Origin of the sequence: Taklimakanibacter lacteus, assembly GCA_003576695.1 — a bacterium.
GTDB lineage: Bacteria > Pseudomonadota > Alphaproteobacteria > Rhizobiales > Aestuariivirgaceae > Taklimakanibacter > Taklimakanibacter lacteus.
Window position 1 is genome coordinate 225,980 of the sequence record QOZQ01000005.1, and the last position, 24,399, is coordinate 250,378.

A 24,399-nucleotide genomic window follows, 5' to 3' on the forward strand; every position below is an offset into this window, starting at 1 on the left:
CCCGTCTCGTGTCATGCACCGGGTTCAGTGGACTTCCCGAACCAGGTTGCCGCCTTCCATGAGCTCCTTGCCCTTCGGGCGGCGGATCTCATCGATGAAGTCCTGCATCTGCTTCGAGGGCGCGGCCGTCAGCAGGCTCACCACGATCATGGCGATGAAGCCGGCAGGCAGGCCGAACAGGGCCGAAGAGATATTGCGGACACCGAACCAGTTGGCAATCGCCTGGGCATGCGTATCGAGCGCTTTCCAGGCGGCTGCCTTGGCCTCGGGCGCGGCGCCTTCAAAGGCCGCCTTGAGGTCGTTGAACTTGGTGACCGCCGCTTCCGAGGCGCCCGACAATCCACTCCACATCTCGTAGAAGCCGACCGCATAGTAGCGGGTGCCGACGAGATAATAGACGCAGATACCGAAGCCCGCGATGATGCCGGCGATGGCGCCCCATTTGTTGGCGCGCTTCCACCACACGCCGAGGACGAGAGCCGGGAACAGCCCCGCCGCGGCGAGAGAGAAGGCCCAGGAGACCATCGCCAGGATATCGGCGGGCCTGGTGCTTGCCGTATAGGCGGCAGCCACGGCCACGCCGAAGAGCAGGATGCGCGCCACGACGAGGCGACGCGCCGTCGGCGCATGCGTGTCGATCATCTTGTAGTAGACGTCGTGCGACAGCGCGTTGGCGATGGCGAGCAGCAAGCCGTCCGCCGTCGACAGAGCCGCCGCGAGTCCGCCCGCCGCCACAAGGCCCGCGATGACATAGGGCATGCCCGCGATCTCAGGGGTCGAGAGCACGATCACGTCATTGTCGATCGACAGGCCGGAATGGCCGAGGAGGCCCGAGGTGTTGCCGGCGGCGGTCGAGGCGGCATGGATCGCCGGATTGAATATCTCCTGCGCCGTTATCGCCGCATTGGCCTTGACGGCATCGAACACCACCGCCTTGACCGGATCGACATTGGCGGACCATGCCGCAAGCTCGCTCGTCAGGCCCTTGGACTGCAGCGTCGCCGCGACGCTCGCCATGTCGGCGGCGCCTGCGGCAATCGCCGCCTTCACCGCGCCGATGGTGCCGGCGAGACCTTGCAGCGTGACACCGTAGATCTTCACCAGTCCGAGATTGGAATAGGTGCTGATCCAGGCGGGCAGCTGATCGAGGCTCTGGCCGATCACATTGGTGTAGACTTCGAGCTTCGCGAAGGCCGCGTAGGATGGCGCCGTGAAGTAGAGCAGGAAGATGAAGAACAGCGACCACGCCACCGATTTGCGCGCATCACGCACCGAGGGCGTGGTGAAGTAGCGCATCAGGATGTGCGGCAGCGATGCCGTGCCCACCATCAGGCAGAGGATGAGCGCGAAGTAGTTGAGCTTGTCGTAGGTGAGGAAAGGTGTGATATGCGGCTTCAATGTGTTGGCGACATTGAGGCCCTGCGCCACGATCTCCTGCTCGCGCGCCGTGATGTCCTGCAAAGCCTGGCCGTAGGTGAGCTGCGGAATGGGAATGCCGTAGTTCTTGGCCGACAGGATGACCACCGGGGTGAGATAGGCGACGATCAGCACGATATACTGGGCGACCTGCGTCCAGGTCACCGCGCGCATGCCGCCCAGCATCGAGCAGAGCAGGATGCCGCCGAGGCCGGCATAGACCGCGATCTGGAAGTCGAGGCCGAGGAAGCGCGAGGCGATGATGCCGGTGCCGTAGATCTGCGCCACCACATAAGTGAAGGAGCAGGCGGCGAGCACGATGACGCCCAGGAAGCGCACGAGGTTGCCGTTATAGCGGGCGGCGAGGAAATCCGGCACCGTATAAGCACCGAACTTGCGCAAGAACGGCGCCAGCAGCACCGACACCAGCACATAGCCGCCGGTCCAGCCGAGAACGAAGGCCAGACCGTCATAGCCGAGAGCATAGAGGGTTCCGGCCATGCCGACGAAGGACGCGGCCGACATCCAGTCGGCGCCGGTCGCCATGCCGTTGTAGAAAGCCGGGACCTTGCGGCCGGCCACATAATACTCGGATACCTGCGCCGTGCGCGACAATACGCCGATGACGGCATAGACGAGGATGGTGAAGCCGACGAACAAATAGCCGAGCACGCGGTCCGGAAGGCCCAGTTGCTCGAGGATCGCCAGCAGGATCACGAAGCCCAGGAAGCCGCCGGCATAAATGCCGTAGACCTTGCCGAGGTTGTTGAGAAAGTCGCCGGAGGCGGTTTTTGATTCAGTTGCCATAGGTCATCCCCTCAATCGTCTTCGGCGACGCCAAACTGGCGATCGATCTGATCCTGCCTCCTGGCGAACCAGAAGAGCAGCACGACGAAAGCGATGAGCGATCCCTGCGCGGCCATGTAGAAGCCGAGTGGGAAGCCCAATATGACGATGCTGTTGAGTGAATTGACGAAGAAGTGGATCACGAAGGAGAAGAAGGCCCAGACCGCCAGTGCGATCCACATGAGCCTCGATGTCGCTCCCCAGTGACCTTCGGTATCCGGACCTGCCATTGGCGGTTCCTCCCATTTCCGTGGTCGTTGCGCCCGCGTTCCCCTTTTTCGGGCGGCATTACAACTAACACCAATGACGCAACGGCCTTATTCAACTTTGGACTCATGCGAGAAATCCGTCGGCGCAGGGCAAGGTGGCGGCTTCAACTTTCAGATCATAAATGCCATCATGGCGCATGAGCCTGTGGTCGACCGTCAAAGGCCTTTTCGCTCCCGAGCCCGTCGCAAGCCGTGATCAGCTCAGGGAATTTCTCGCCAGCCGGGCAGCGTTCCTGGTGCAGAAATCGATCATGGAATATGCCCAGGCGCGCGCCAACATGATGTTCTCGACGCTTCTGTCGGAGCCCGCTTTCCTCGCCGCCTATGAGCGCTCGCGCTGGGCCTCCTATCCGGCGGCCTATTCGATGCTGACGGAAATGGCGGAGGGACTGATTCGTCCCCATGCGATACAGCCCCTGCCCGAACTCCATGCGGCCTTCGTCGAGCTCGCGCGTGGCGTATTCGCCGAATATCCCCTCCCGCCCGGCCAGGAGCCGAATTTCTGGCAGGCCGCCATCGAGGCCCTCGATCATGATCTCGGCGCTGCCGGCCTGGGTCCGCCCAAGCCGGTCCATGCAATCCCCGATGCCCGCGCCCGCGAGATTTTCGATCACCTCCCCGTTCACGAGATTCTGCGCCAGCATGACTTCATCATGTTCCGCAACACCTTGCGTTTCCACATGACCGAGATCGGCACCGAATTCACCGAACGCGCGGACATAAAAGGATTGGCGAAGGCGCTTGTCGGCTGACGGCAGCGCGCAACAGTGCCGCGGCGATACCCCTACGACGGACGCACGACCATGGTTGATCCGGTGATGCGCGTCTCGTCGCCAAGACCTGAGCGATCATCGCATGACAAACAGGCCGGCGGCATCTGCCGCCCGGTTTCGTTTCATGATCGACACAGACCTTCGACCAGCGCCGGCACCTGGTCGAAGCGATCGGCCAGGCCGTCAGGCGAGAGCTCGGCCAGAGGCCGCTTGGCATAGCCATAGGTGACGGCGATGACCGGCACGCGCGCAGCCTTGGCCACCGCGACGTCCACCTCGGAATCGCCCACCATCACCGCCGGCCGGCCGGGAGCATCCGACGCCTGGATGGTGCGCAACAGCTGGCGCGGATCGGGCTTCGCCACGCCGAAGGTGTCAGGCCCCGAAACCACCGCAAAGCGGGCGATGAGGCCGAGATCGGCGAGGATCTGGCGCGCATAGGCCTCGAGCTTGTTGGTGCAGACGGCCAGCCGCCATCCTTGGTCGCCGAGTCCGGCAAGCGCCGCCACGACGCCGTCATAGGGCCGGGTGCGGCGCGACAATCTTGCCGCATAGATTTCGCGGAACCGGTCGGCCAAGTGACGCAGCCCGTCGTCTTCAACCGTCACGCCACGCCGCGCCAGGCCCTGGCGCACCAGATTGTCCATGCCGTGACCGATCAAAGCGCGGGCAACATCGAGGCCCAGAGCTTCGCGGCCGTTCTCGATCAGGAGATCATCGAGCGCATCGGCGAGATCGGGCGCGCTGTCGACCAGCGTGCCGTCGAGATCGAAGACGACGATGCCGCGGGGCCGTGCCATCAACCGGCCGCCCTGACCGTCTCGGCGACCAGGCGGCCGACCAGCGCCGCCGCTTCGATCTGCGGCAGATGGCCGACGCCGGCGAGCCGGTGAAGCGCCACATGGCCCGGAAGGTTTGTCGCCTGAGCCGCCGGGATGATGGCGTCCTCGACGCCGACAATCACGCGGCATGGCCCGTCAAAATGATCGAGCGCCTCGCGAATGGAGAAGAGCTGGGTCGAGCCTTCGAACAGTTTCGCCGCGGCGCGCCTCTGGCCGGCCGCGAGCCCGCTTCCCGCCCGCGCCGCCAGCGTCGCCCTGACCATCGCCTGGGGCATTCCGGCGCGATCATGGAAGAGGCTGCCAAGCCAGCTGGCGAGCGCCGCCTCCGTCTGCGCGGCGAGGAAGCCGGCGATGAACTCGCCATCGATCCGGGGCCCGAGGCCGGCCGGCGCCAGAAGCGTCAGCGAGCGCACTTTGGGCTTGCCGCGCCGGGCGATGGCGGCCGCCACGGCGGCGCCCAGCGAATGGCCGACGAGGTGAATGCCGGCCTCTCCCTGCGCCGCCAGGGCCTGGCCGACCTGCGCCACGATGGTTGCGAAATCGGCATCCTCCAGCGGCGGCGAGGCGCCATGTGCCGGCAGATCGAGGCCGCGCATCGGATTGGCGAGGGTCAGATTGCCCAGGAAGGACCGCCACGAGGAAAGATCGGAACCAAAGCCGTGAATGAAGACGATGGGATCGCCCGTGCCGGCCTTGAGATCGCGAAAGGCGATCGCTGCCGCGGCCGTTGGCGTCGCATCAACCACTCCCCTGCGTCCGGCGAGTGCCGCCTCGATGTCACGGCGAATGACGGCGCCCTTGGGACCGCTGCCCATGATGCGCCGGAGCTCGAGCCCGTTGCTTCGGGCGAGCCGGCGCGCCAGCGGTGATGACCTCAGAATTCCGTCAGTTGACGCCGCCGGCATGGCGGCCGGCGCCGATATTGCCGGAGCCGCGGCCGCCGGCATCGTGTTGTCGGCGGCATCGACCGCCTCACCCGGCTCACCCAGAAGCAGCAGGGGCGTCAGCACGGTCGCGACGTCGCCCAGCCTGTAGGGCATATGGATGACCGTTCCGGCGGCGAAGGCCTCCACCTCGAAGCTTGCCTTTTCCGACTCCACCTCGGCGACGAGATCGCCCTTCTTCACCTTGTCGCCGAGCTTCACATGCAAGGCGACGATCTTGGCCTCGGTCAAATCCTGCCCGACCTGAGGAACGAGTACTGGTTCGGCCATAAAGCTCACTCCCGAATTGCGTCACGCCGCCCGGCGTTCGGACTGCTCGACGGCGCGTGCCACGAAGTCCACCGTCTTGCGGGTGGCGCCGGCGAATTCCGCGGCGGTAGCGACGAAGGCGCCGAACTGGCTGAACTCCTCCGGCTTCATGCCGTCCGGCTCATAGGCCTGGCGGAAATAGGGAATGCGCATCAGCCGGTCGAGCACATCCGACGGCGCCTCTTCATCGATCGCGGCGGGATCGAAGGGTGGGAGGCGATCCTCGACCTGCATGAGCTGGGCGATATAGCCGGGTGGGCAGGTATAGACGAAATCGCCGCCGGCGAGCTTGGCGATATGCCAGCTCGATGCCGCATGGTCCGGCCCCGGATCGACGACGCGCATCGAGCATTGCAGCATCTTGCTCGGATGGCCCTGCCGCTTGCCCAGATGATAGGCGCGCTTCATTACCGCGAGCTCGCCATGCAGGACATCTTCCGGCGAGAGAGCTATTCCACGCGCGTCGGCCTGCGCCTTGAGATCGCCGACATTGCCGAGGCGGGCCGACATGTGGGTGATGACCGAGCGCCAGCGGGCGAGATTGATGCCGGCGGCCCTGGCGCGCTTGCGGCCGCGCGACACCGCATTCATGCAGGCGATATATTGCGCGACGGTGAAGGACGTCGTGTTGTTGGTGGAGATGCCGCGCGCGGTCAGCTCCTCGATGACCTGATAGCCCGCCTCGGAACCCGGAATCTTGACCATCACATTGGGGCCCAAGGCCGCGAGCTCGAGTCCCTGCTCCAGCATGCGCCGGCCATTCGACACGAGACGCGGATCGACCTGGCCCGAGAGGAAACCATATTTGCCGCCCGATTTCTCGTAGACGGGCGCGATCATCCGGGCGCCGCGGCGCACGATCTCGAGATAGAGCGCCCAATAGACCGTCTCGACGTCCCGTGTGGAACGCTCGGCGGCGATGCGGCGGATCTCGGCCATCCAGAAATCGGGATCGGCCTGGATCGCCTGCAGCGACAGCGGCGGGTTGGTGGTGACGCCGCGAAATCCCATGACGCCGTCCTGCGCAGCATCGGCATCGAACAGGCGGGTGAGCTGGTCGGTCCAGATCTCACGCTTGCCGGCGGGGGCGCCCTTCAGGAAATCGGCCTTCCAGCCAGGATAGACCAGCGGCGATGAATCCCACCAGATCTCACTGTCGGGATTCGTGGCGGCGAGCCTTTCGAGAACATGCAGCGTCATCTTGCCTTCTCCTCGCGCGGTCACTTTGCCGCGATGGCCATGGGCTGGATATGCAGCGCGCGCCGCGCCGCCCTGATCACATCGTCCTTCTGCGGCACGCTGGCTTTCTCGAGCTCGAGATTGAACGGGATCGGTATGTTGAGGCCGGCCACGATCTCGATCGGCGCATCGAGATCATAGAAGGCCTCTTCCTGGATGATCGAGGCGATATCCGAGGCGACGCCGCCGCGGCGCACCGCCTCCTGCACGATGACGGCGCGGTTCGTCCGGGCAACGGAGGCAAGGATCGTGTCCTTGTCGAGCGGCACCAGCGTGCGCGGATCGACGACCTCGGCCTCGATCCCTTCCTCGGCGAGCGCAGCGGCGGCTTCCAGCGCGCGCGGGACCATGTTCGACCAGGCGATGATGGTGACATCCTTGCCGGGGCGCTTGATGTCGGCCTTGCCGAATTCGACGATATGCTCGCCTTCCGGCACCGGGCCCTTGGTCATGTAGAGATGCTTGTGCTCGAGGAACATCACCGGATCGTCCTGGCGCAATGCGTATTTAAGCAGGCCCTTGGCATCGGCGGGCACCGAGGGCATCACCACCTTGAGGCCCGGTATGTGATAGAAGAGCGCCTCGAGGCTCTGCGAATGCTGGGCGGCGACACCGCCCCCGGCGCCGCCTTGGGTGCGCATCACGAAAGGCACGCGCCCGTCGCCGCCGGTCATCAGGCGGAACTTCGCCGCCTGGTTGACGAGCATGTCCATGCCGAGCATGGCGAAATCGACATAGAGAATCTCGACGATGGGCCTGGCGCCGGCAATGGCGGCGCCGACACCGACGCCGATCATGCCGGCCTCGGCGATCGGCGTGTCGCGCACCCGCTTCGGCCCGTATTTCGCCAGGAGGCCCTCGGTCACCTTGTAGGAGCCGCCGCGCTCGGCGATGCCCTCGCCGATGATGAAGACATCGCCGTTGCGCTGCATTTCCTCATCGATGGCCTCGCGCAAGGCCTCGCGATACATGATCTCCCGCATTGTCATGATCCTTTCGGCTTTGCGTCAGTAAGCGGCCACGAATTCCCGGAACTCGGCGGGCGTGATCTCGCGGCTCTCCTTCGCGAAGCCGACGGCTTCGGCGAATTCGGCCGCGATCTCCGCCTCGATCGCAGCGATGTCGGCCTTGTCGGCGCCGGACATCTCGATGAGCGCGGTGCGCGCCCGGTCGATCGGATCGCGCGCCTTGTAATAAGCGAGGCGCTCCTCCGGCATGTATTTGCCGGGATCGTTCACGTGATGGCCCATATGGCGGAAAGTCTTCGCTTCGATGAGGATCGGTCCCTTGCCGGCGCGGCATTTCTCCACCGCCTCGCGGGTGAGGTGATAGACGGCGAGCGGATCGTTGCCGTCGACCTGATGGCTTTCGACGCCGATGCTCAGGCCGCGCTTGTAGAGATCGGGATCGCGTGTCGCCTCCTCGATCGGCGTCGAGACGGCATACTGGTTGTTCTCGATGACGAGGATGAAGCTCAGATTCCAGATGGCGGCAAGATTGAGCGATTCGAGGAAGGTGCCGTTGTTGGAGGCGCCATCGGTGGTGAAGGTGACGGTCACCGCATCGGACCCCCGAATCTGGGCGGCCAGCGCCGCGCCGACACCGAGCGGCGTGCCGGCCCCGACAATGCCGTTGGCGCCGAGATTGCCCCTGGCGATATCGGCGATGTGCATCGAGCCGCCATAGCCGCGGCAATAGCCCGACTCCTTCTGGAGAAGCTCGGCGACCATGCGCTTCACATCCGCCCCCCAGGCTATGCAATGGCCGTGACCCCTGTGGGTCGAGGCGATGTAGTCGCCCTCCTGCAGGGCCGCGCAGACGCCGGTCGCGATGCCCTCCTGGCCGAGATAGGGGTGGAAATAGCCACGGATCAGACCCTGGCGGTAGAGCTTGATTCCCTCCGTCTCGAAGACCCTGATCCGATAGGCCGTGCGGAAAATTTTCTCCAGAAACTCACGTGAAGGCGCGTTTCTCTTGGCCGCCTCGTCCATTTTCGCGCTCTCCCCGTATTGCCGTTTCTGTGCGAAAACATATGGTTGATGCGATATCTCCTACAACTGAACTGGCGGGCTTGTCGAGAAAATTTTTTGCAAAGAATCATTTTGCCCAAGGTGATGCCCCATCCCCTTCCACAACCTTCAAATGCATCCCAAATGTGAAAAATTCTTTTAACATATTGATTTTAAACAACTATCATGCCTATAGCTGCAAATATTCACAAAAGATGTGGGGTTCTGCGGAGGAAAATTGCTTTCTTGCAATCCCGGCGCTAAGTTGCGGCCATCACCACGCGCTCACTTACCCAGCTGATGACCGATACACATTCGACGGCAGCGACACCCAACGGCGACCTGCTGCACCGCATCCAGGAGCGCTACGGAAATCTGAGGAAATCGGAGCGCGTGGTCGCCGACTATCTGCGCGAGCATTCCGGCAGCCGGCTCAATGCGTCGATCACCGAGCTCGGGCAATTGCTGGGCGTCAGCGAGGCGACGATCAGCCGGGTCAGCCGGGCGCTCGGCTATCAAGGCTATCCCGATCTCAAGCTGTCGCTGGCCGAAGGGTCGCGCCATCGCACCGCCTTCGCCAATGTCCCGGTCGAGATCGACGAGAACGACTCGCTCGTCACCACCAGCGGCAATCTTGCAGCCCTCCTCGCCGCGAGCCTGCAGGGCACGCAGCGCATGCTCGACGGCGCCCGGCTCGAGCGGGCCGTCGAGGCGCTGTGCGCGGCGCGGCGCATCCTGTTCGTCGGCGTCGGCGGTGCCGCCTCCATTTGCGACGAGGCGGCGCATCTCTTCATCAAGGCCGGGCTCGACGCGATCTCCTATCGCGACGGCTATACCCAGACGATCGGCGCCGCCAATATGACGCCGAACGACGTCATGGTCGGCGTCTCGCATACCGGCAAGACCGACACCGTCGCGGTGGCGCTCGATATCGCGCGCGAGAATGGCGCCACCACCATCGCGATCACCAGCGACGCCACATCGCCCGTCGCCAAGGCGGCGCATGTCACGCTCACCACCTGGAACTCCTCGACCCCCTCGATCCCGCTCTATGGCGACTTCCTCGAGGGCCGCATCAGCCAGCTGTTCCTGATCGACCTGCTCTATCTGGGTCTTCTGTTCCGCCTCGGCGCCAAGACCGCCAAGCACCTCAAGGCCACCGGCCAGGCGCTGGAAAAGCATTACCGCCTGCGCGGCGGCGAGCGCTGATCAATACCGCTCCACCAGCGCCCGGCAGTGGGCCAGACCGATCCCGACATCGAGATCCGGCACGACGATGTCCGCCAGGCGGAAATCCTCATCCGCGGTATAGGCCGAGCGAGTGACGATGCAGCGCATGCCGGCGGCCCTGGCGGCGGTGAGGCCGATATGGCTGTCCTCGACGACGACGCAGCGGCGCGGATCGAGCGCCAGCGTCCTCGCCGCGAGATTATAGATCGCCGGATCCGGCTTCTTGGCGGCGACAATGTCGCCGGCGAAGATCGATATGTGCCGGGCGCGCGATGAGCCCAGCATCACCTCGACCAGCCGCGTCACCGCGCGCTCGTTGGAGGTCGAGCATACGGCAAGGCGAAGGCCGGCCGCGATCGCCTCATCCGCCAGCCGGGCGATGCCGGGGCGCAGCGGCAGGCTTCCCGCCTCGATCAATTCCATGAAGAGGTCGGTCTTGCGCTTATGCAGCGCCTTGATCAGGCCATCGCGCTCCGCCGCGGCAACGGACCAGCCGGTCTCGTCGAAATGACGGATCATGCGCTCCTTGCCGCCGGCGGTGGAGAGCAGCTCGGCATAGCGCTCGACCGACCATTGCGCGGCGACGCCCTGCTCGGCGAAGGCGCGGTTGAAGGCGACACGGTGGCCGTCGCGCTCGGTATCGACGAGCACACCGTCGCAATCGAAGATCACCGCGGCAATGGCGCTCATCTCAGGCCCCCGCCCTGCCGACCGAGCCGAAAGCGCGCACCATCGCGCTCACATCGTGCTTCATGGCCTCATACTGGCGGATGATGAAGGGCAAGGGCTCGCCGAGCTTCGGCTTCTCGGTCTTGAGATCGGCGAAGCCATCGATGAAGCAGCGCTTGTGCATGGTCGAGATATTGACCTTGGCGCAGCCGCCGGCGATGCAGCGGTCGAACTGCTCCTGGCTGAGGCCGGTACCGCCATGCAGCGCGATCGGGATATCGACGCGCCGGGTGATGGCGCGCAGCAGGTCATAGGCGATCTTGGGCTCGCCCTTGTAGAAGCCATGCGCCGTGCCGATCGCCGGCGCGAAGACGGCGAGCTTCGGCATCTCCTTGCAGAAGGCGACGCATTCATCGAGATCGGCGAGCAGCGCCTTGTCCTCGGCGACGAATTTGTCGTCCTCGGTGCCGCCAATGGCGCCCATCTCGGCCTCAAGCCCGATGCCGGCCGCTTCGGTCAAACGATAGACTTCGAGCGAGCGCTCGAGATTCTGAGCGAAGGGCAGCGCCGAGCCGTCGAACATCACCGAAGTCCAGCCGGCATCGATGCAGCGCCGGATGACATCGATGTCGCTGCAATGGTCGAGATGAAGGGCGACCGGGATATCGACGCCCTCGGCCAGCATGCGGACCCAGGCGGCAACCGGCGCATAACCCCAATGGCGCACCGTCTTGACCGATACCTGGACGATCACCGGCGCCTTGAGGTCGGCGGCGCCTTCGACGATCGAGCGGGCGCTGTTGTAGTCGATCATGTTGTAGGCGGCGACGCCGTAGCGGCCTGCCTGCGCTTGCTTGAGCATGGGCCGCATCGATATGAGGGGCATTCGACCTCTCCTCTGAAATAAAACATGGACGAGCCGAGGCGGGAGGCGACCCGCCTCGGCTGGGTTTCGGCCGTCGTCCGGTCAGATCTTCGTCTCTTCCAGATATTTGGGGTGGAACAACCGCGTCTTGCCCGACTTCTTGGCTTCATCGTCATAGACGGTGCCCTTCGGCGCCGAGACGATCTCGAGCTGCTGGCCCCAGGGCGCCATGAAGTAGCACCAGGTCAGGCCGAGATTGGGCCCGTCGGTATAGGAAGTCGGCTCGCCCAGCACCTTGACGCCGTTCTTCCTCAGGAAGGCGACCGCTTCCGCCATGTCGTCGACATAGAAGGCGAGGTGATGGCCGCCGATGTCGCTGTTCTTGGGCGGCAGCGGATTCTGGTCGGGCGCCTCATACTGGAAGACCTCGAGATTGGTGCCGTTGCCGCAGCGCAGATAGCGGAACTCGGTGATGACGCAACGCGGATCGACATTGAGATGAACCTTCATCCAGTCGCCATCGGCCTTGAAGTTGGTGGCGGCGGTGAACAGGACTTCGGCTCCCAGGATCTTCTCGAAGAAGTCGCAGGCTTCGTTGATGTCGGGCACCGTGAAGCCGATATGCTCCATGCCGCGCATTCCCGGAATTGGCATTGTGATCTCCTTTTCGTTGCGATGTTTCAGTAGTGGCGCGCCACGAAATCGGCGAGCTGCTGATATTGTCCGGCGGCGGCGATCGCCTCATAGAAGCCGCGATAGATCTGATGCTGGTCGTTGTAGAGATTGCCGGTCTTGCCATTGGGCTCGAACTCGGCCTCGACCTGAACCATGGCGCCGACCGCCTCGTCGATCGTGGCGAAGGCGCCCGAGCCGAAGGCGCCCAGGATCGCAGCGCCGAGAACGGTGCATTCCCTTTCACGGGTGACCCGCGCGGGCTTGCCGATGATATCGGTCATGATCTGCACGAAGCCGTCCGACTTGGTGCCGCCGCCGGTCAGGCGGAAATCATTGATGCCGCCATCGATGTCGCTGTCGAAGGCATCGACCACCATGCGCATCTCATGCGCGCAGCCTTCGAGCAGCGCCCGGATCATGTCCTGACGGTCGTGATAGAGGCCGAGGCCCAGGAAGCCGCCGCGCGAGGCGGCGTCGTAATAGGGCGTGACCTGGCTGGTCAGGAAGGAATGGAAGATCGCTCCCTTGGCGCCGGGCGGCGACTTGCCGGCCTGCTCGACCATGATCGAATAGGGGCTGCGGCCCTGGCGCGAGCTTTCATCGAGCTCGTTGCGGCCGAGATTGTTGCGCCACCATTTGAGACAGGCGCCGAGGCTGAAGGCGGCACCCTCGATATCCCAGGCGCCCGGCACGCCATGGCCGCCCCACCACAGATTGCGCCCCTTGATGCGATCGAGGCTGTCGAGATGCGCTACCATCACGCCCGATGTTCCGACGGTGAACTCGGCCATGCCCTGGCGGATCACGCCGGCGCCGATCGCGGCGCATTGCTGGTCGCCGGCGCCGCGGCATAAAGTGATGCCGGCCGGCAGGCCGGTCGCCTCGGCCGCTTCCTTCGACAGGACACCCGCCTCGCCCGACGGGATGCCGACCGGCGGCAGCCGGTCGCGCCCGATGCCGCACAGGGAGAGGATGCGGTCGCTCCAGTCGAGCTTGCGGATATCCATCATGCCGTTGAGCGTCAGCGAGGCCGGATCGGTAACCCATTCCTCGGCGCCGAGCCGGCGCAGGAAATATTCCTGGCCATTGGCGAACCAGCGCGTCTTGCCGAACAGAGCGGGCTCATTGTCGCGCAGCCAGGCGATCTTCGCCGCCGCCCAGATCGGGCTCAGCTGCATGCCGGTATGGGTCTGATGCTCTTCCGGCGAAATTTCCCTGGCAAAGATGTCGCGATATTTGAGGGCGCGCCCGCAATTCCACACGATCGAATTGGCGAGCGGCCGCTTGTCGTCGTCGAGCATCAGGAACGTGCCGCGCTGGCTCGACAGGCCGACCGAGCGATAGGCCTCGGCCGGCAGATCGGCGTTCTTTACGGCCTGGCGCGAGGCCGAACAGATGCCGGCCCAGACCAATTCGACATCCTGCTCGCTCCAGCCCGGCTTGGGCGATACGCAAGGATATTCCTCGTAGCCATGGCCCAAGGCATTGCCGCGCTCGTCGAAGATCATCACGGTGCAGCCGGTCGTTCCGGCATCGATGCCGACAAACGCCTTGACGCGTCCCTTTGGCATGTTTCCTCCTATGCTTCCTCTGGCATCCATTTCGTCAGGAGTTCGAGAAAACTCCGGCGATCTTTTCGTTGTTGCTCGGACAAGGTCGCGACGAGCTTCGCCTTGTGTTCGATCACATCCTCGGCGCGCGATATGTGGCCGTCGGGGGTGAGCGCGATCAACGTATCGCCGCTGCCGTCCCAGGCCGCATTCACCGGAAAGCCCAAGGGCGCCAGAGCATCGGGCCAGGTGGCGTCGAGTTTTTTCTCGCGCATGCCGTCATGCCAGACGACATAGCAATGGAAATCGCGGATGCCGCCGGCGCGCACCCAGCGGGCAAGCGCCTCAGGCATCGAGGCGACCGCCGGCATGCCCCTGGCGAAATCTCCCGCGGCGAATTCGACATCGGCGTGCCAGCCGACGCGGCGCAGAAGGTCGCGCAATAAGATGTGCTTGCCGGTGCAGGCGCCCCTGCCCGTCTTCAGGACGATGGCGGGATCGCGATTGCCGTCGGATGCATAAATAAGATTGCGCACGGCATGATAGATCGCCGGCACGGAAGGCAGGCTCAGCCCGCCGGCATGGCGGGCAAGGAAGGCATCAAGCTGTTGCGGATAGGACGCTTCTGCTCTCATGACCGTTCCAGCGCAGCTGCGCTTGCCCGGCTCGGCGTGCGGCGCGTCCCGCCCATGATGGATGCCTCCCTGAAAGCAATTTTCTTATTTTCTGTCTTTCCGAGAACTATGCACGAAGGGTCCAGCAGCGTCCAGCAGGATTCACCTATATTTGCAAATTTTTTTCATGAATTGCGCTGACATTCTAGGAGAAACCACCTCCGTCCGGAACGTCTTCAGGTGCCTGCGCCGCAGCCTGAAAATTTCCTTCGGAGACTCCGCCTAGAAAAAAGCCTTGCCGGTGACGGCGTCGAAGGCGTGCCATTTGTCACGATTGACGGTGACATAGCAAGCCTCGCCCGGGGCGCCGGCGAATTCCGGCGCCGTCTTGACCCTTATGCGGGCATCGGCGAGCTCAACCTCGACGATCATGTCGCCGCCCAGGAGCTCATTGACGAAGACCTTGCCGGTGATCGCAGGCTCGGCCGGGCGCGTCATCGATATTGCGAGCGCATCGGGCCTGACCCCCATGCGCACGGTGGCCGCGGTCCCGGCTCCGTTCAGGCATTTCATCTGCTCCGGCTTCAGTGCCAGCGCGAAATCGGGGTGGGTGAGCATGAGCTTGCCGCCGGCATTGGTGATCTCGCAGGTGAGGAAATTCATCGCCGGCTCGCCGACGAATCCCGCCACCCAGGCATTGACCGGCTTGTTGTAGACCTCGCGCGGGGAGCCAAGCTGCTGCAGCTCGCCCTCATGCATGACCGCGATCTGATCGGCCATCGACATGGCTTCGAGCTGGTCATGGGTGACATAGACCATGGTGGTGCCGAGCGTGCGCTGCATGTGCTTGATCTCGCCGCGCATATGCGCCCTGAGCTTGGCGTCGAGATGGGCGATCGGCTCGTCGAACAGGAAGAGCTTGGGCTCGCGTACGATGGCGCGACCGATGGCGACGCGCTGCTTCTGGCCGCCCGACAGTTCCTGCGGCCGGCGCTCCAGCAAATGGCCGATCTCGAGAAGCTTTGCCGCCTGGGTGACGCGGTCCTTGATGCGCGCCCCTTCCTGGCCCCTGAGCTTCAGGGGGTTGGCCATGTTCTCGAACACGGATTTATGCGGATAGAGCGCGTAGTTCTCGAAGACCATGGCGACGTCGCGGTCCTTCGGCGCCAGGTCATTGATGCGCCGGTCGTCGAACAGGATGTCGCCGGCGCTGATATGCTCGAGGCCCGCCACCATGCGCATGGTCGAGGACTTGCCGCAGCCGGAGGGGCCCAGGATCGACAGGAAGCTCCCATCCGGACAATCGATGTTCAGGTCCTTCACGGCGGCGAACTCGCCGTATTTCTTCCACACATTGCGGAACGTTACTCTGGCCATGAAATTCTCCGATTATTCCTTGACCGCGCCCATGGTCAGGCCGGTGACGAGATATCTTCTGATGACGAGGCCGAGCAGCATCATCGGCAATGTGGTGACGACGCCCGCCGCCATGATCGAGCCCCACTGGATATTCTGCGGCTGGACCAGCTCGCGCGTCGCCACCGGGAGCGTCTTGGCGCCGCCCGAGCCGATGATCGCGGCAAACAGGAAATCGTTCCAGGCGAAGAGGATGCACAGCACGATGAAGGCGCCGATGCCGGGCGCCACCAGAGGCAGGATCGCCATGAAGGCCTGGAAGCGCGTGGCGCCATCGACCATCTGGGCCTCCTCGATCGCATAGGGCACGTTGTCGAAGAAGCCCTTCAGGATCCAGATGGCGAAAGGCAGGTTGAAGGTGGTGTAGGCGAGGATCAGCCCCGGCAGAGTGCCGACGAGATCGAGCGAGCGGAAGATGGCATAGAGCGGCACCATCACCGCGACCACCGGCGCCATGCGGGTCGAGATGATCCAGAAGAACAGGTCGCTCTTGCCCTTGAAGTCGATGCGCGACAGCGAATAGGCGGCCATCGAGCCCAGGATCACCGAGATCACCGCCGAGCCGCCGGCCGCCACCAGGCTGTTCGCCATGTAGCGGCTGAAGTCGAGATTGAGGAAGAGATCGCGATAATGCTTGAGCGTCGGGGTGAAATCGAAGAAGACGCCGATGCCCGACCAGTCGCCGACCGCAGGGATCTTGAAGGCCTCGAGCAGGTCCTTGAAGGACGACACGAACATCACGAAGATCGGCAGCAGCGTCCAGACGAGATAGAGCGCGATGAACACGGCCGAAAACCAGCGGAAGCCGCGGGTGAGCGGTGTCTCATATCGGACGACGTCGCGGGAGGCCATGGCTCAGGATTTCCTCGTCTGCTGGCGGTCGAAGACCTTCACCAGGATCATGCCCAGAATGATGGTGACGACGAGCAGCGTCAGAGCGATCGCCGCGCCGCGGCCGAGCTTGAAGAACTTGAACGACACTTCGAACAGATAGATCGGCAATATCTTGGTGGCATTGCCGGGGCCGCCGCCGGTGAGGACGAGGGCCGAATCGATGAAGCGGAAATTGTCCATGAAGCGCAGCATCACCGCGATCAGCAGCACCGGATAGAGATTGGGCAGCGTGATCGAGAAGAAGTTGCGCAGGGGCGAGGCGCCATCGACCATATTGGCCTCGAGCTGGTCCTGCGGAACGCGCTTGAGGCCGGCAAGCGTGATCAGTGTGATGAGCGGCGTCCATTGCCACACATCGACCAGCACGATGCCCAACATCGCCGTGCCGGGGCTGGCGAGGATCGACTTGGCGTCGAGCAGGCCGACGCTCTGGAACAGCCAGTGATACCAGCCGAAGGTGCCGTTATAGAGGAAGTACCAGACGAGACCGGCGACAATCGGCGCCATCATCATCGGCATCAACAGGGTGGTGACGAGGATCTTCTCGAAGCGAGACCCGTTGAGCACGACGGCGAGGAACACGCCGATGCCGATCTGCAAGGCGAGGCACATGAGGCTGTACTGGAAGAGCAGCGTCCAGCCCTTGAGGTATCGCGTGTCGGTGACGAGCCTGGTGAAGTTCTCGAAATTGTTCCAGGTGGCCGAGCCGATCTCCACATCGTGGAGGCTCATATAGATCATCCAGAAGAACGGATAGAGCGAGATGCAGGCGAGCAGCAGGATGGCGGGCGCCATCAGCCAGAAGAAATAGGCCTTGGACGGCGGCGGGTTGAGCTTCGCCGGCTCGGCGATGAGGGACGGCGCCGGGCGCGCCTCGACATTGTCGAGGAGCTGGCGGACGCGAAACAGGCCTTCGCTTTGCCGCAAGGATGGTTCAGGTGAAAGCAAGGTGTCGGTCATCGATCTCGTGTCGGCAGCCGTCATCGACGCGGCAGGTCGGAACGGCAGGGGCTTGCAGCCGGAAAACCGGTCCGGCGGCCGTGACGCCGCCGGACCGGCAGGTTTGAGGAAACTTAGCCCGCCCCATTCAGCTCGTCGAGCTGCGACTGGAGCGACTTGCACGTGTCCTCCGGCGACTGCTCCCCAGAACAGCATTTCTGCACTTCGGCGGCGAGGATCGAGTGATATTCGTTGGCCTGCGGAATCTTGGGGCCAAGCACGAAGTGCGGATCCTTGATGCCGTAGTCATAGACGGGCTCGAAGGTGAGCGCGTTCGGCATGGTGGTGGGACGCACCCTGGCCTTCTTCACCTCGTCCATCGCCAGCACCGACTTGCGGGTCGGCGTGCCGCCGAGGCCCTTCAGCACGTTGAACTGGTTTTCGCGCGACACCGACCAGATGGCGAAGATATAGGCGGCGCGCTTCAGATCCTCGGAGGCATTGTTGTTGATGCCGATGCCGCCGATGCCGCAATTGGTGCCGTTGACGGCCTCGCCGCCATTCTTGATCCAGCTCGCCTCGCCCTTCGGACAGACCGCATAGGCCGTCTTGCCCCCGGCCGCGCGCGATTTCGTCTCGTCCTCGATCGATGCGGCAAATTCGTGATACTGGACCTGCATCGCGATATTGCCGGACTGGTAGACGGTGTTCAGCTCGAGCGTGCCGTTGGCCAGGTTGTCGGGATGCGACACATCGGCCAGCTCCTTGAACCTGGTCATGGTGAGGATCGACTGCTCGTCGCCCCAATTGGTCTTGCCGGGCGTCTTGGAGCCAAGCTTGTCGTCGACCGGCCAGTCGATCCAGCGGCCATTGGCGAAGAGCATGCGCTGGATGTCGAGCTGCGTCGTCCAGGCGAAGGACCCCTGATGCTGGGCGTAGCCATAGGGCACGTCCTTGCCGGCTTCCTTGGCCTTCTTGAAGAAGGCGGCCATGTCGGTCACCTGCTTCCAGGTCGTGTCCTTGGTGAATTCGAGACGGTAGCCATATTCGGCCTCGAAATCCTTGCTGTTCGCCTCGAACAGATCCTGGCGATAGAAGGTGCAGGCGATGGCGGCGTCATAGGGGAGTGCGATGATCTTCCCTTCAGTGTAGAAACGGCCGCAGGCGGAGAGGAAATTCTCGAACCAGGCGTCGTCGCCATAGCCATCGGCATCCTGCGGCAAGGTGTTGTCGCCGAACATGGGCGTGAGGTCGGCGTAGAAATCGGCGAAGGGCGCCCCGATCGGCTTGTCCTGGACATAGTTGAGCACATAGTCCGACTTGCCGCCGCGCAGGTCGATGCCGACCTTCTGCTGCACGACCGGCAGGTCGTCGGTGAGAATGGTGACATCGATGCCGGTCAGATCGGTGAAGGCCTTGATATTGTCGCGGATGGCGAAGGAGGGCGGCGTGTTCTCCGACATGAAGACGAGCTTGGAGCCCGAATATTGCTTCCACTTGGCGTCATCGGAAGACGCGGCCTGGACGCGGCTGCGGGTGACGGTCGATCCGAGGCCCAGCGTCAGCGAGCCGACGCCCAGAGCGGAAGCTGCACCGCCGCCGAGCTCGAGAAATTTGCGGCGGCTGACACGGCTATAGACTGCGTCTTTCGGCACATAAAACATGAATTCCTCCCATCCGGCAGCGTGCGCGCTGAGACCGGCGTTCTGTTTTCGGTTTCGCGGGGCGCATTCGATTGACGCCCTTGTTCCATCGCGTGGTCCGCTGTCGATGGCGCGACCGCGCGCTGGTGGTGCGACGAGGCTTCGTTCCCGTCGAGGAAAGCCTAGCCGTAAACGCCCGATCTTGTAAATTATTTTTTTCTTTTTTCGGGTTTTTCCGATCTCGTTCTGGTTGAAAATTTATCATATTGATTTCAAATACTTTTATTGATCAAATATTTTCAGGAATCCGAAATGGCGTAAAGATCGGCCGCCTTTCCAAGCTGCCGGACGCAATGCTCACGCAAATTTGCGAGCGCCTTTCCGGGCGGCCCAGCTTCGAATCAAGCAAGTGCCGACAACGCGTCTTTCGGCAGCGCCGATCATTCTCTTTCATATAAAAGCATCGGCGAAGCGGCGGCTCATGGCGCGCCAAAGCGGGTTTTACGAAGCGATCAAACCACCATCCGGAACGAGATTTTGAAACTGGACATGGCCAAAACCCTCGCCTATAAACCGGCCCGCTTCTCGTGAGGCCTCGCTTTCGAGGCCCTTCGGCGCCCAGGTAGCTCAGTTGGTAGAGCAGCGGACTGAAAATCCGCGTGTCGGTGGTTCAATTCCGCCCCTGGGCACCATTTCCTGTAGAATGGAAAGCCAGGAAGTCCGGCTCACGCGCCAGCGGAGTGCGAAAACCATGACGATCGAAACCAGCCTTGCGCTTGGCCGCAGCGCCACCATCCCCGCTTCACCCGAAGAGGCCAAGCTCGATGTGGTGCCCAATCCGCAAGGGGGTACGCTCTATCTCACCCGCTTCACCTGCCCCGAATTCACCTCGCTGTGCCCGGTGACCGGGCAGCCCGATTTCGGCCACCTGGTCATCGACTATGCGCCCGACAAGCTGCTGGTTGAATCGAAGTCGCTGAAGCTCTTCCTGCACAGCTTCCGAAATCACGGCGCCTTCCATGAGCATTGCACCGTCTATGTGGCGAAGCGCTTCTGCGAAGCGGCCAGGCCGATCTGGCTGCGCATCGGCGGCTACTGGTATCCGCGCGGCGGCATCCCGATCGATGTGTTCTGGCAGACCGCTGAGCCGCCCAAGGGACTGTGGATCCCGGACCAGGGAGTTCCCGGCTATCGCGGCCGCGGCTGAAGAAAGAGACCACCATGAATGACGACCTTAAAACATTGCGCCAGCGTGAGGGCGTCACCTTTCTCATCGCCTTCGCTCTATGCATTCCGGCAGCGAACTGGCTCATCCTGCATGTGGGAACGACCTGCGCGCCTGACGGCCCATGCCTCATTCCGGTGGCGCCGGGACTGCTGGCACCTTCCGGCGTGCTGATGGTCGGACTCACTTTGGTGCTGCGCGATCTCATCCAGCGCCGCCTCGGCGTCAAGGTGGCGGCGGCCGGCATCATCGCCGGCGCCCTGCTTTCGGCCCTCTTCGCGCCGCCGCAACTTGTCATCGCCTCGGCGGCGGCGTTCCTTCTGTCGGAGACCGCCGACCTTCTCGTCTATACGCCGCTGCAGAGGAAGGGGCTGGTGCTCGCGGTGGCGGCGAGCAGCGTTGTGGGCCTCATCATCGACAGCCTCGTCTTCCTTTATCTGGCTTTCGGCAGCCTCGCTTTCCTCGAAGGCCAGGTGATCGGCAAGGCGTGGATGGTGCTGCTGTCCCTGCCGGTGATCGCCTGGCTCAGACGGCGGGATGAGAGGCTGGGGCTTACGCCGGCATAGGCTTTTTCAGCTTCGCGAGATTCTTGTCGGAAAACCGGCATCCACTTTTCCGGATCATGCGTTACGTCCCGATAAAATAGCGCTGGAACTCGAAATCGGTGATCTGCGCCGCCATCCAGCTGTCGAAGGCTTCCTGCTCGGCCTCGCGGCTCAGCAGGTAATGCGCCTTGAACTCCTCGCCGAAAATTTCCGCAATGAAATCCGACTGGCGGAAGGCCTCGATCGAGCCGCGCAAGCTGCGGGCCAGTGGCGGGCGGCCAAGGCTTGCGGGATTGCCGGGTGCGGCGGGCTCCAGCGCCATTTTCCGCTCGATGCCGTCGAGGCCCGAGGCCAGCATCGCGGCAACGCTCAGATAGGGATTGATGTCGGCGCCAGGCACGCGATGCTCGAGGCGCACCGCCTCGTCGGTCGGCGTGGTGATCGCCCTGATCGCGGCGGTGCGGTTCTCATAGCCCCAGGAGGCATCTTCCGGCGACCAGGCGCCGCGGTCGAAGCGGCGATAGGAATTGATCGTCGGGCGGTACAGCAGATGCGTCTCCGGCAGATGCGCCAAAAGCCCCGCGGTATAATGCTGCGCCAGCGCCGACAATTTACCGGGGGCTTGCGCGAAGCCGTTGCGGCCGTCGCGCCACAGGCTCTGGTGATGGTGCCCGCCGCAGGCGCTTTCGCGCCCCGGCGGCTGGAAGCGCGTCATGAAGGTCGCGACCAGGCCGCGCTCGGCGCAGAACTCGCGCAAATGCAGTTTGGCGCGCATGGCGTCATCGGCAGCCGCCAGCGCCGATTTCGGCGCCAGCGCGAATTCATACATGCCATAGCCATATTCGGTGACCATGGAGGAGACGCCGATATCGAGGCTCTCCATGCGGGTGATGAAGTCGGCGATGAAGGACTGGTAATTGCCGCCGCGCACCAGGTCGTAATTGACATAGGAATGACCCCAGGGCTTCAGCTCGCGATAGCGCCCGGCGCGCATCAGGTCCTCATCGGCATGGAAGATGCCGAATTCATATTCGAGCGCGAAACGCGGCTCATAGCCCAGCTTCAGGCAGCGCTCCTCCTGCCGCTTCAGAATGGCGCGCGGGTCGAGCCCGCAGACGCTGCCGTCGAGATTGAAGGAGTTGAGGATCACCGAGGCAAAGCGCGGGTCCCAGCCATGCTGGCGCACGGTGTCGGGATCAGGCAGCGCCATGATGTTCGGATAGCCATTGTCGTCATTGCTGATCGGACCCGGAAACACCGGAATGCCGGTCGGCGCGCCGTCGCTATGGGCCACGCAATAGAGAATGGCGTTCAGCGCATCGCCATTATAGGAGAGCTTGAAGGGAGCGGTCTTCGAGCGGAAGACGCCATTGACCTCCGCCATATGCACATTGATGAAGCGGGCGCCCTTGCCGGCAAGCTCCTTATGGAGCTGCTGCAGCCTTTGCTTGCGCTCGGCCACCGCTTTGGCGAAATCCGTCGTCATATGGGCTTTCCTTCCGTGATGGCGCGCGGCTGCCGGCGCGCAAAGAGCCGCCAGAGCAGTTCATCCAGCTCCAGCCTTACAAAAATACCGCGCGGGCGAAAGGTCATGCCGAGAACGATGATGGCGCCCATCGCGAGCCCTGAGAGCCCCAGAAGCGGGGGAAGCTGGAAGCCCGCAACGGCGATGCCGCTTTCGACGCTGCGGATCGCCTCGAGCAGCAGCGCCAGCGCGATGCAGCCGAAGACCGCTCCCGACACGGTGCGCATGCCGCCCAGGATCAGCATGGCGAGCGTCGTCATCACCAGCTCGAAATGGAAGGCGCGCGCATTGATCGTGCCCATGAAGAAGGCATAGAGAATGCCGCCCGAGGCGCATATCACGGCGCCGAGGATCCAGGCCAGAAGGCGCAGGCGGAAGACATCGACGCCGAACGCGCGGGCCGCGAGCAGACTTTCGGCACTGGCTCGGAGATGCAATCCCGAGGCGCTGTCCTTGAAGAGGCGCGCAATGATCGTGGCCAGCGTCGCCGCGCCGATGGCGGTCGCAAGGCCGACCACTTGCGGAATGCCGAAGAAGGCCTGGGCGCCCTTGAACAGGTCGGTCCACTGGATGAAGATCGAATGCACCACCATCATCAGGCTGAAGGTCACGATGGTGGCAGCCTCGCCCGAAAGCCTGGCGATGACGAGGCCAGTGAGGGCGGCGATGAGGCCGGTAATGCCGAGGCCCGCTCCCGCGGCGAGCGCCGGGTGCAATACGATATCAGCGAGACCGAAGGGTGCGTCAGGGATGGAAAGCTTCTTCATCGCCACCGGGGTCGCCAGGATCGCCACCGAATAGGCGCCGATGCCGACAAAGGCCCCCTGCCCCAGATTGGCGACCATGGAATTGCCCATGAATATCTGGAGACCCAGCACGATCAGGAGATTGACATAGGCGGCAAAGGCGACGCGCACCAGATAGGCCGGAGCGAAGAGAAGAATGACGATGCCGATGAGGATGACCGGCAGCGCCGTCACCAGCCCGCCGACCAGCGAGCGCATCCACGGGGCCAAGGTTTTCTGCGCTGATCTGGTCTGGGTGGTGACGGACATGCGTCTCAGATCTCCTTGTCGCCGAGCTCGATCCGCCGGGTGAGCAATCCCTCCGGCCGCCACACCAGCAGGCCTGCGATGATGCTGTAGGCGATCGCGTCACGCAGGCCGCCATATTCCTGCGGCAACAGGACGATGATCGCCACATCGAGGAAGCCCAGGAGCATGCCGCCCAGAACGGCGCCGCCGAGCGAGCCGAAGCCGCCGATCACGCAGGCGATGAAGGCCTTGATCACCGGCTGGAAGCCGAAGGTCGGGTCGATGCTGCCACGCCTGGCGATGATGAAGATCGCGGCAATGCCGGCGAGGAGGCCCGACAGAGCGAAGGCCGTGGCGATCACCCGGTTGGCCCTGATGCCCATCAGGCGGACGGTGGAGAATTCGCGCGTCGCCGCCCTGATCGCAAGGCCGAGAGTGGAGTGCTTGAGGAACAGGACGAGGCCGCCGATCGCCAGCGCCACCACGGCAAGCTCGAGGAGCTGCAGCAGCGAAATGGCATAGGGGCCGATGAAGATGGTGCGGCTCAGCTCGCTGAAGACCGGAACCGCGCGCGGACGCGGGGAGATCAGCAGCGTCAGCAGGTTCTGCACCACGATGCTGACGCCAAGTGCGGTGAGAAGGCCGGTGGTGGTCGGCGCGTGGCGCACCGGCCGGAAGGCGATCCGCTCGAACAGCACGGCGACCAAGGCGCCCGCGGCGATGGCGATGGGCGCCACCAGCCAGGGCGAGCCGATGCCGATCAGTATGGCGAGATACATCGAATAGCCGGCGCAGGCGATGATCTCGCCATGGGCGAAGTTCATCAGATTCATGATGGAATAGACGAGCGCCAGGCCGAGCGCGATGAGCGCATATTCCGAGCCGAAGGCGAGCGCGTTCAGGCCTTGCTGGATCGCATAATCCATGT

General features: G+C 63.6%; 23 protein-coding genes and 1 tRNA gene. 5 read left to right on the forward strand and 19 right to left on the reverse strand.

From position 1 onward, the window contains the following. Positions 1-24: 24 nt before the first annotated feature. A complete protein-coding gene (locus DT068_RS11680) occupies positions 25-2,223 on the reverse strand; it encodes a sodium:solute symporter family protein (protein WP_119390015.1) in 2,199 nt (732 codons plus the stop codon). 11 nt (positions 2,224-2,234) lie between these two features. After that, entirely contained in the window at positions 2,235-2,492 is a 258-nt protein-coding gene (locus tag DT068_RS11685; protein WP_119390016.1) for a DUF4212 domain-containing protein, read from the reverse strand. A gap of 161 nt (positions 2,493-2,653) precedes the next feature. On the opposite strand from DT068_RS11685, the gene DT068_RS11690 reads away from it, so the two are divergent. After that, entirely contained in the window at positions 2,654-3,283 is a 630-nt protein-coding gene (locus DT068_RS11690) for a hypothetical protein (RefSeq protein WP_162914151.1), read from the forward strand. 143 nt (positions 3,284-3,426) lie between these two features. Here the strand turns inward: DT068_RS11690 and gph are convergent, their stop codons facing one another. From gph to DT068_RS11715, 5 genes are read right to left on the reverse strand one after another with little or no spacing between them, the layout of a single operon-like run. Further along, on the reverse strand, positions 3,427-4,104 hold the full coding sequence (gph, locus tag DT068_RS11695; RefSeq protein WP_119390018.1) for a phosphoglycolate phosphatase: 678 nt from the start codon (positions 4,102-4,104) through the stop codon (positions 3,427-3,429). Then, positions 4,104-5,360, reverse strand: a complete 1,257-nt coding sequence (locus tag DT068_RS11700) for an acetoin dehydrogenase dihydrolipoyllysine-residue acetyltransferase subunit (protein WP_119390019.1) — start codon at positions 5,358-5,360, stop codon at positions 4,104-4,106. The genes gph and DT068_RS11700 overlap by 1 nt, the downstream gene beginning before the upstream one ends. Before the next feature lie 21 nt (positions 5,361-5,381). Beyond that, a complete protein-coding gene (locus tag DT068_RS11705; protein WP_119390020.1) occupies positions 5,382-6,599 on the reverse strand; it encodes a transaldolase family protein in 1,218 nt (405 codons plus the stop codon). A gap of 20 nt (positions 6,600-6,619) precedes the next feature. Continuing rightward, the gene (locus tag DT068_RS11710; RefSeq protein WP_162914152.1) at positions 6,620-7,627 is read right to left on the reverse strand and encodes an alpha-ketoacid dehydrogenase subunit beta; all 1,008 of its coding nucleotides are present in this window, start codon (positions 7,625-7,627) and stop codon (positions 6,620-6,622) included. A gap of 18 nt (positions 7,628-7,645) precedes the next feature. Then, the gene (locus tag DT068_RS11715; protein ID WP_119390022.1) at positions 7,646-8,629 is read right to left on the reverse strand and encodes a thiamine pyrophosphate-dependent dehydrogenase E1 component subunit alpha; all 984 of its coding nucleotides are present in this window, start codon (positions 8,627-8,629) and stop codon (positions 7,646-7,648) included. A gap of 318 nt (positions 8,630-8,947) precedes the next feature. On the opposite strand from DT068_RS11715, the gene DT068_RS11720 reads away from it, so the two are divergent. After that, a complete protein-coding gene (locus DT068_RS11720) occupies positions 8,948-9,856 on the forward strand; it encodes a MurR/RpiR family transcriptional regulator (RefSeq protein ID WP_119390023.1) in 909 nt (302 codons plus the stop codon). On the opposite strand, the gene DT068_RS11725 is transcribed toward DT068_RS11720, so the two are convergent. The 9 genes from DT068_RS11725 to DT068_RS11765 all read right to left on the reverse strand — a co-directional run bounded on the left by DT068_RS11725 (position 9,857) and on the right by DT068_RS11765 (position 19,163). Continuing rightward, complete coding sequence (locus DT068_RS11725; RefSeq protein ID WP_119390024.1) at positions 9,857-10,567, reverse strand: HAD-IA family hydrolase; 711 nt, start codon at positions 10,565-10,567, stop codon at positions 9,857-9,859. Between the two features lies 1 nt (position 10,568). Beyond that, positions 10,569-11,432 carry a class II fructose-bisphosphate aldolase gene (locus DT068_RS11730; RefSeq protein WP_119390025.1) on the reverse strand — a complete coding sequence of 288 codons (864 nt, stop codon included), beginning with the start codon at positions 11,430-11,432 and terminating at the stop codon, positions 10,569-10,571. A gap of 81 nt (positions 11,433-11,513) precedes the next feature. After that, positions 11,514-12,065: a VOC family protein gene (locus DT068_RS11735; RefSeq protein ID WP_119390026.1), complete on the reverse strand. Its 552-nt coding sequence runs from the start codon at positions 12,063-12,065 to the stop codon at positions 11,514-11,516. A gap of 26 nt (positions 12,066-12,091) precedes the next feature. Then, positions 12,092-13,657: an FGGY-family carbohydrate kinase gene (locus DT068_RS11740; protein WP_162914153.1), complete on the reverse strand. Its 1,566-nt coding sequence runs from the start codon at positions 13,655-13,657 to the stop codon at positions 12,092-12,094. Between the two features lie 8 nt (positions 13,658-13,665). After that, positions 13,666-14,271, reverse strand: coding sequence for a transglutaminase domain-containing protein (locus DT068_RS11745; RefSeq protein WP_119390028.1), 606 nt, complete (start codon positions 14,269-14,271; stop codon positions 13,666-13,668). Positions 14,272-14,532: 261 nt separating this feature from the next. Then, on the reverse strand, positions 14,533-15,627 hold the full coding sequence (locus DT068_RS11750; protein WP_119390029.1) for an ABC transporter ATP-binding protein: 1,095 nt from the start codon (positions 15,625-15,627) through the stop codon (positions 14,533-14,535). A gap of 12 nt (positions 15,628-15,639) precedes the next feature. After that, positions 15,640-16,518, reverse strand: coding sequence for a carbohydrate ABC transporter permease (locus DT068_RS11755; RefSeq protein ID WP_119390030.1), 879 nt, complete (start codon positions 16,516-16,518; stop codon positions 15,640-15,642). A 3-nt stretch (positions 16,519-16,521) separates the two neighbouring features. Beyond that, entirely contained in the window at positions 16,522-17,520 is a 999-nt protein-coding gene (locus tag DT068_RS11760; protein ID WP_162914154.1) for a carbohydrate ABC transporter permease, read from the reverse strand. 113 nt (positions 17,521-17,633) lie between these two features. Then, entirely contained in the window at positions 17,634-19,163 is a 1,530-nt protein-coding gene (locus tag DT068_RS11765) for an extracellular solute-binding protein (protein ID WP_119390032.1), read from the reverse strand. A gap of 595 nt (positions 19,164-19,758) precedes the next feature. Between DT068_RS11765 and DT068_RS11770 the strand changes: the two genes are divergently transcribed. From DT068_RS11770 to DT068_RS11780, 3 genes are all read left to right on the forward strand, one after another. Continuing rightward, positions 19,759-19,834: transfer RNA gene (locus tag DT068_RS11770), tRNA-Phe, on the forward strand. 59 nt (positions 19,835-19,893) lie between these two features. After that, complete coding sequence (gene queF / locus DT068_RS11775; protein WP_162914155.1) at positions 19,894-20,349, forward strand: preQ(1) synthase; 456 nt, start codon at positions 19,894-19,896, stop codon at positions 20,347-20,349. Positions 20,350-20,363: 14 nt separating this feature from the next. Continuing rightward, positions 20,364-20,933 carry a VUT family protein gene (locus DT068_RS11780; RefSeq protein WP_119390034.1) on the forward strand — a complete coding sequence of 190 codons (570 nt, stop codon included), beginning with the start codon at positions 20,364-20,366 and terminating at the stop codon, positions 20,931-20,933. Between the two features lie 61 nt (positions 20,934-20,994). Here DT068_RS11780 and DT068_RS11785 read toward each other — a convergent pair whose 3' ends face one another. The 3 genes from DT068_RS11785 to DT068_RS11795 are packed head-to-tail and all read right to left on the reverse strand — an operon-like array spanning position 20,995 to position 24,397. Further along, on the reverse strand, positions 20,995-22,398 hold the full coding sequence (locus tag DT068_RS11785; RefSeq protein ID WP_119390035.1) for a glutamine synthetase family protein: 1,404 nt from the start codon (positions 22,396-22,398) through the stop codon (positions 20,995-20,997). Beyond that, positions 22,395-23,492 (reverse strand): branched-chain amino acid ABC transporter permease, encoded by a 1,098-nt coding sequence (locus DT068_RS11790; RefSeq protein ID WP_368904674.1) that lies wholly within the window; start codon positions 23,490-23,492, stop codon positions 22,395-22,397. Before DT068_RS11790 ends, DT068_RS11785 begins: the two co-directional genes overlap by 4 nt. 5 nt (positions 23,493-23,497) lie before the next feature. Beyond that, positions 23,498-24,397 (reverse strand): branched-chain amino acid ABC transporter permease, encoded by a 900-nt coding sequence (locus DT068_RS11795; RefSeq protein ID WP_119390037.1) that lies wholly within the window; start codon positions 24,395-24,397, stop codon positions 23,498-23,500. Positions 24,398-24,399: the final 2 nt, after the last annotated feature.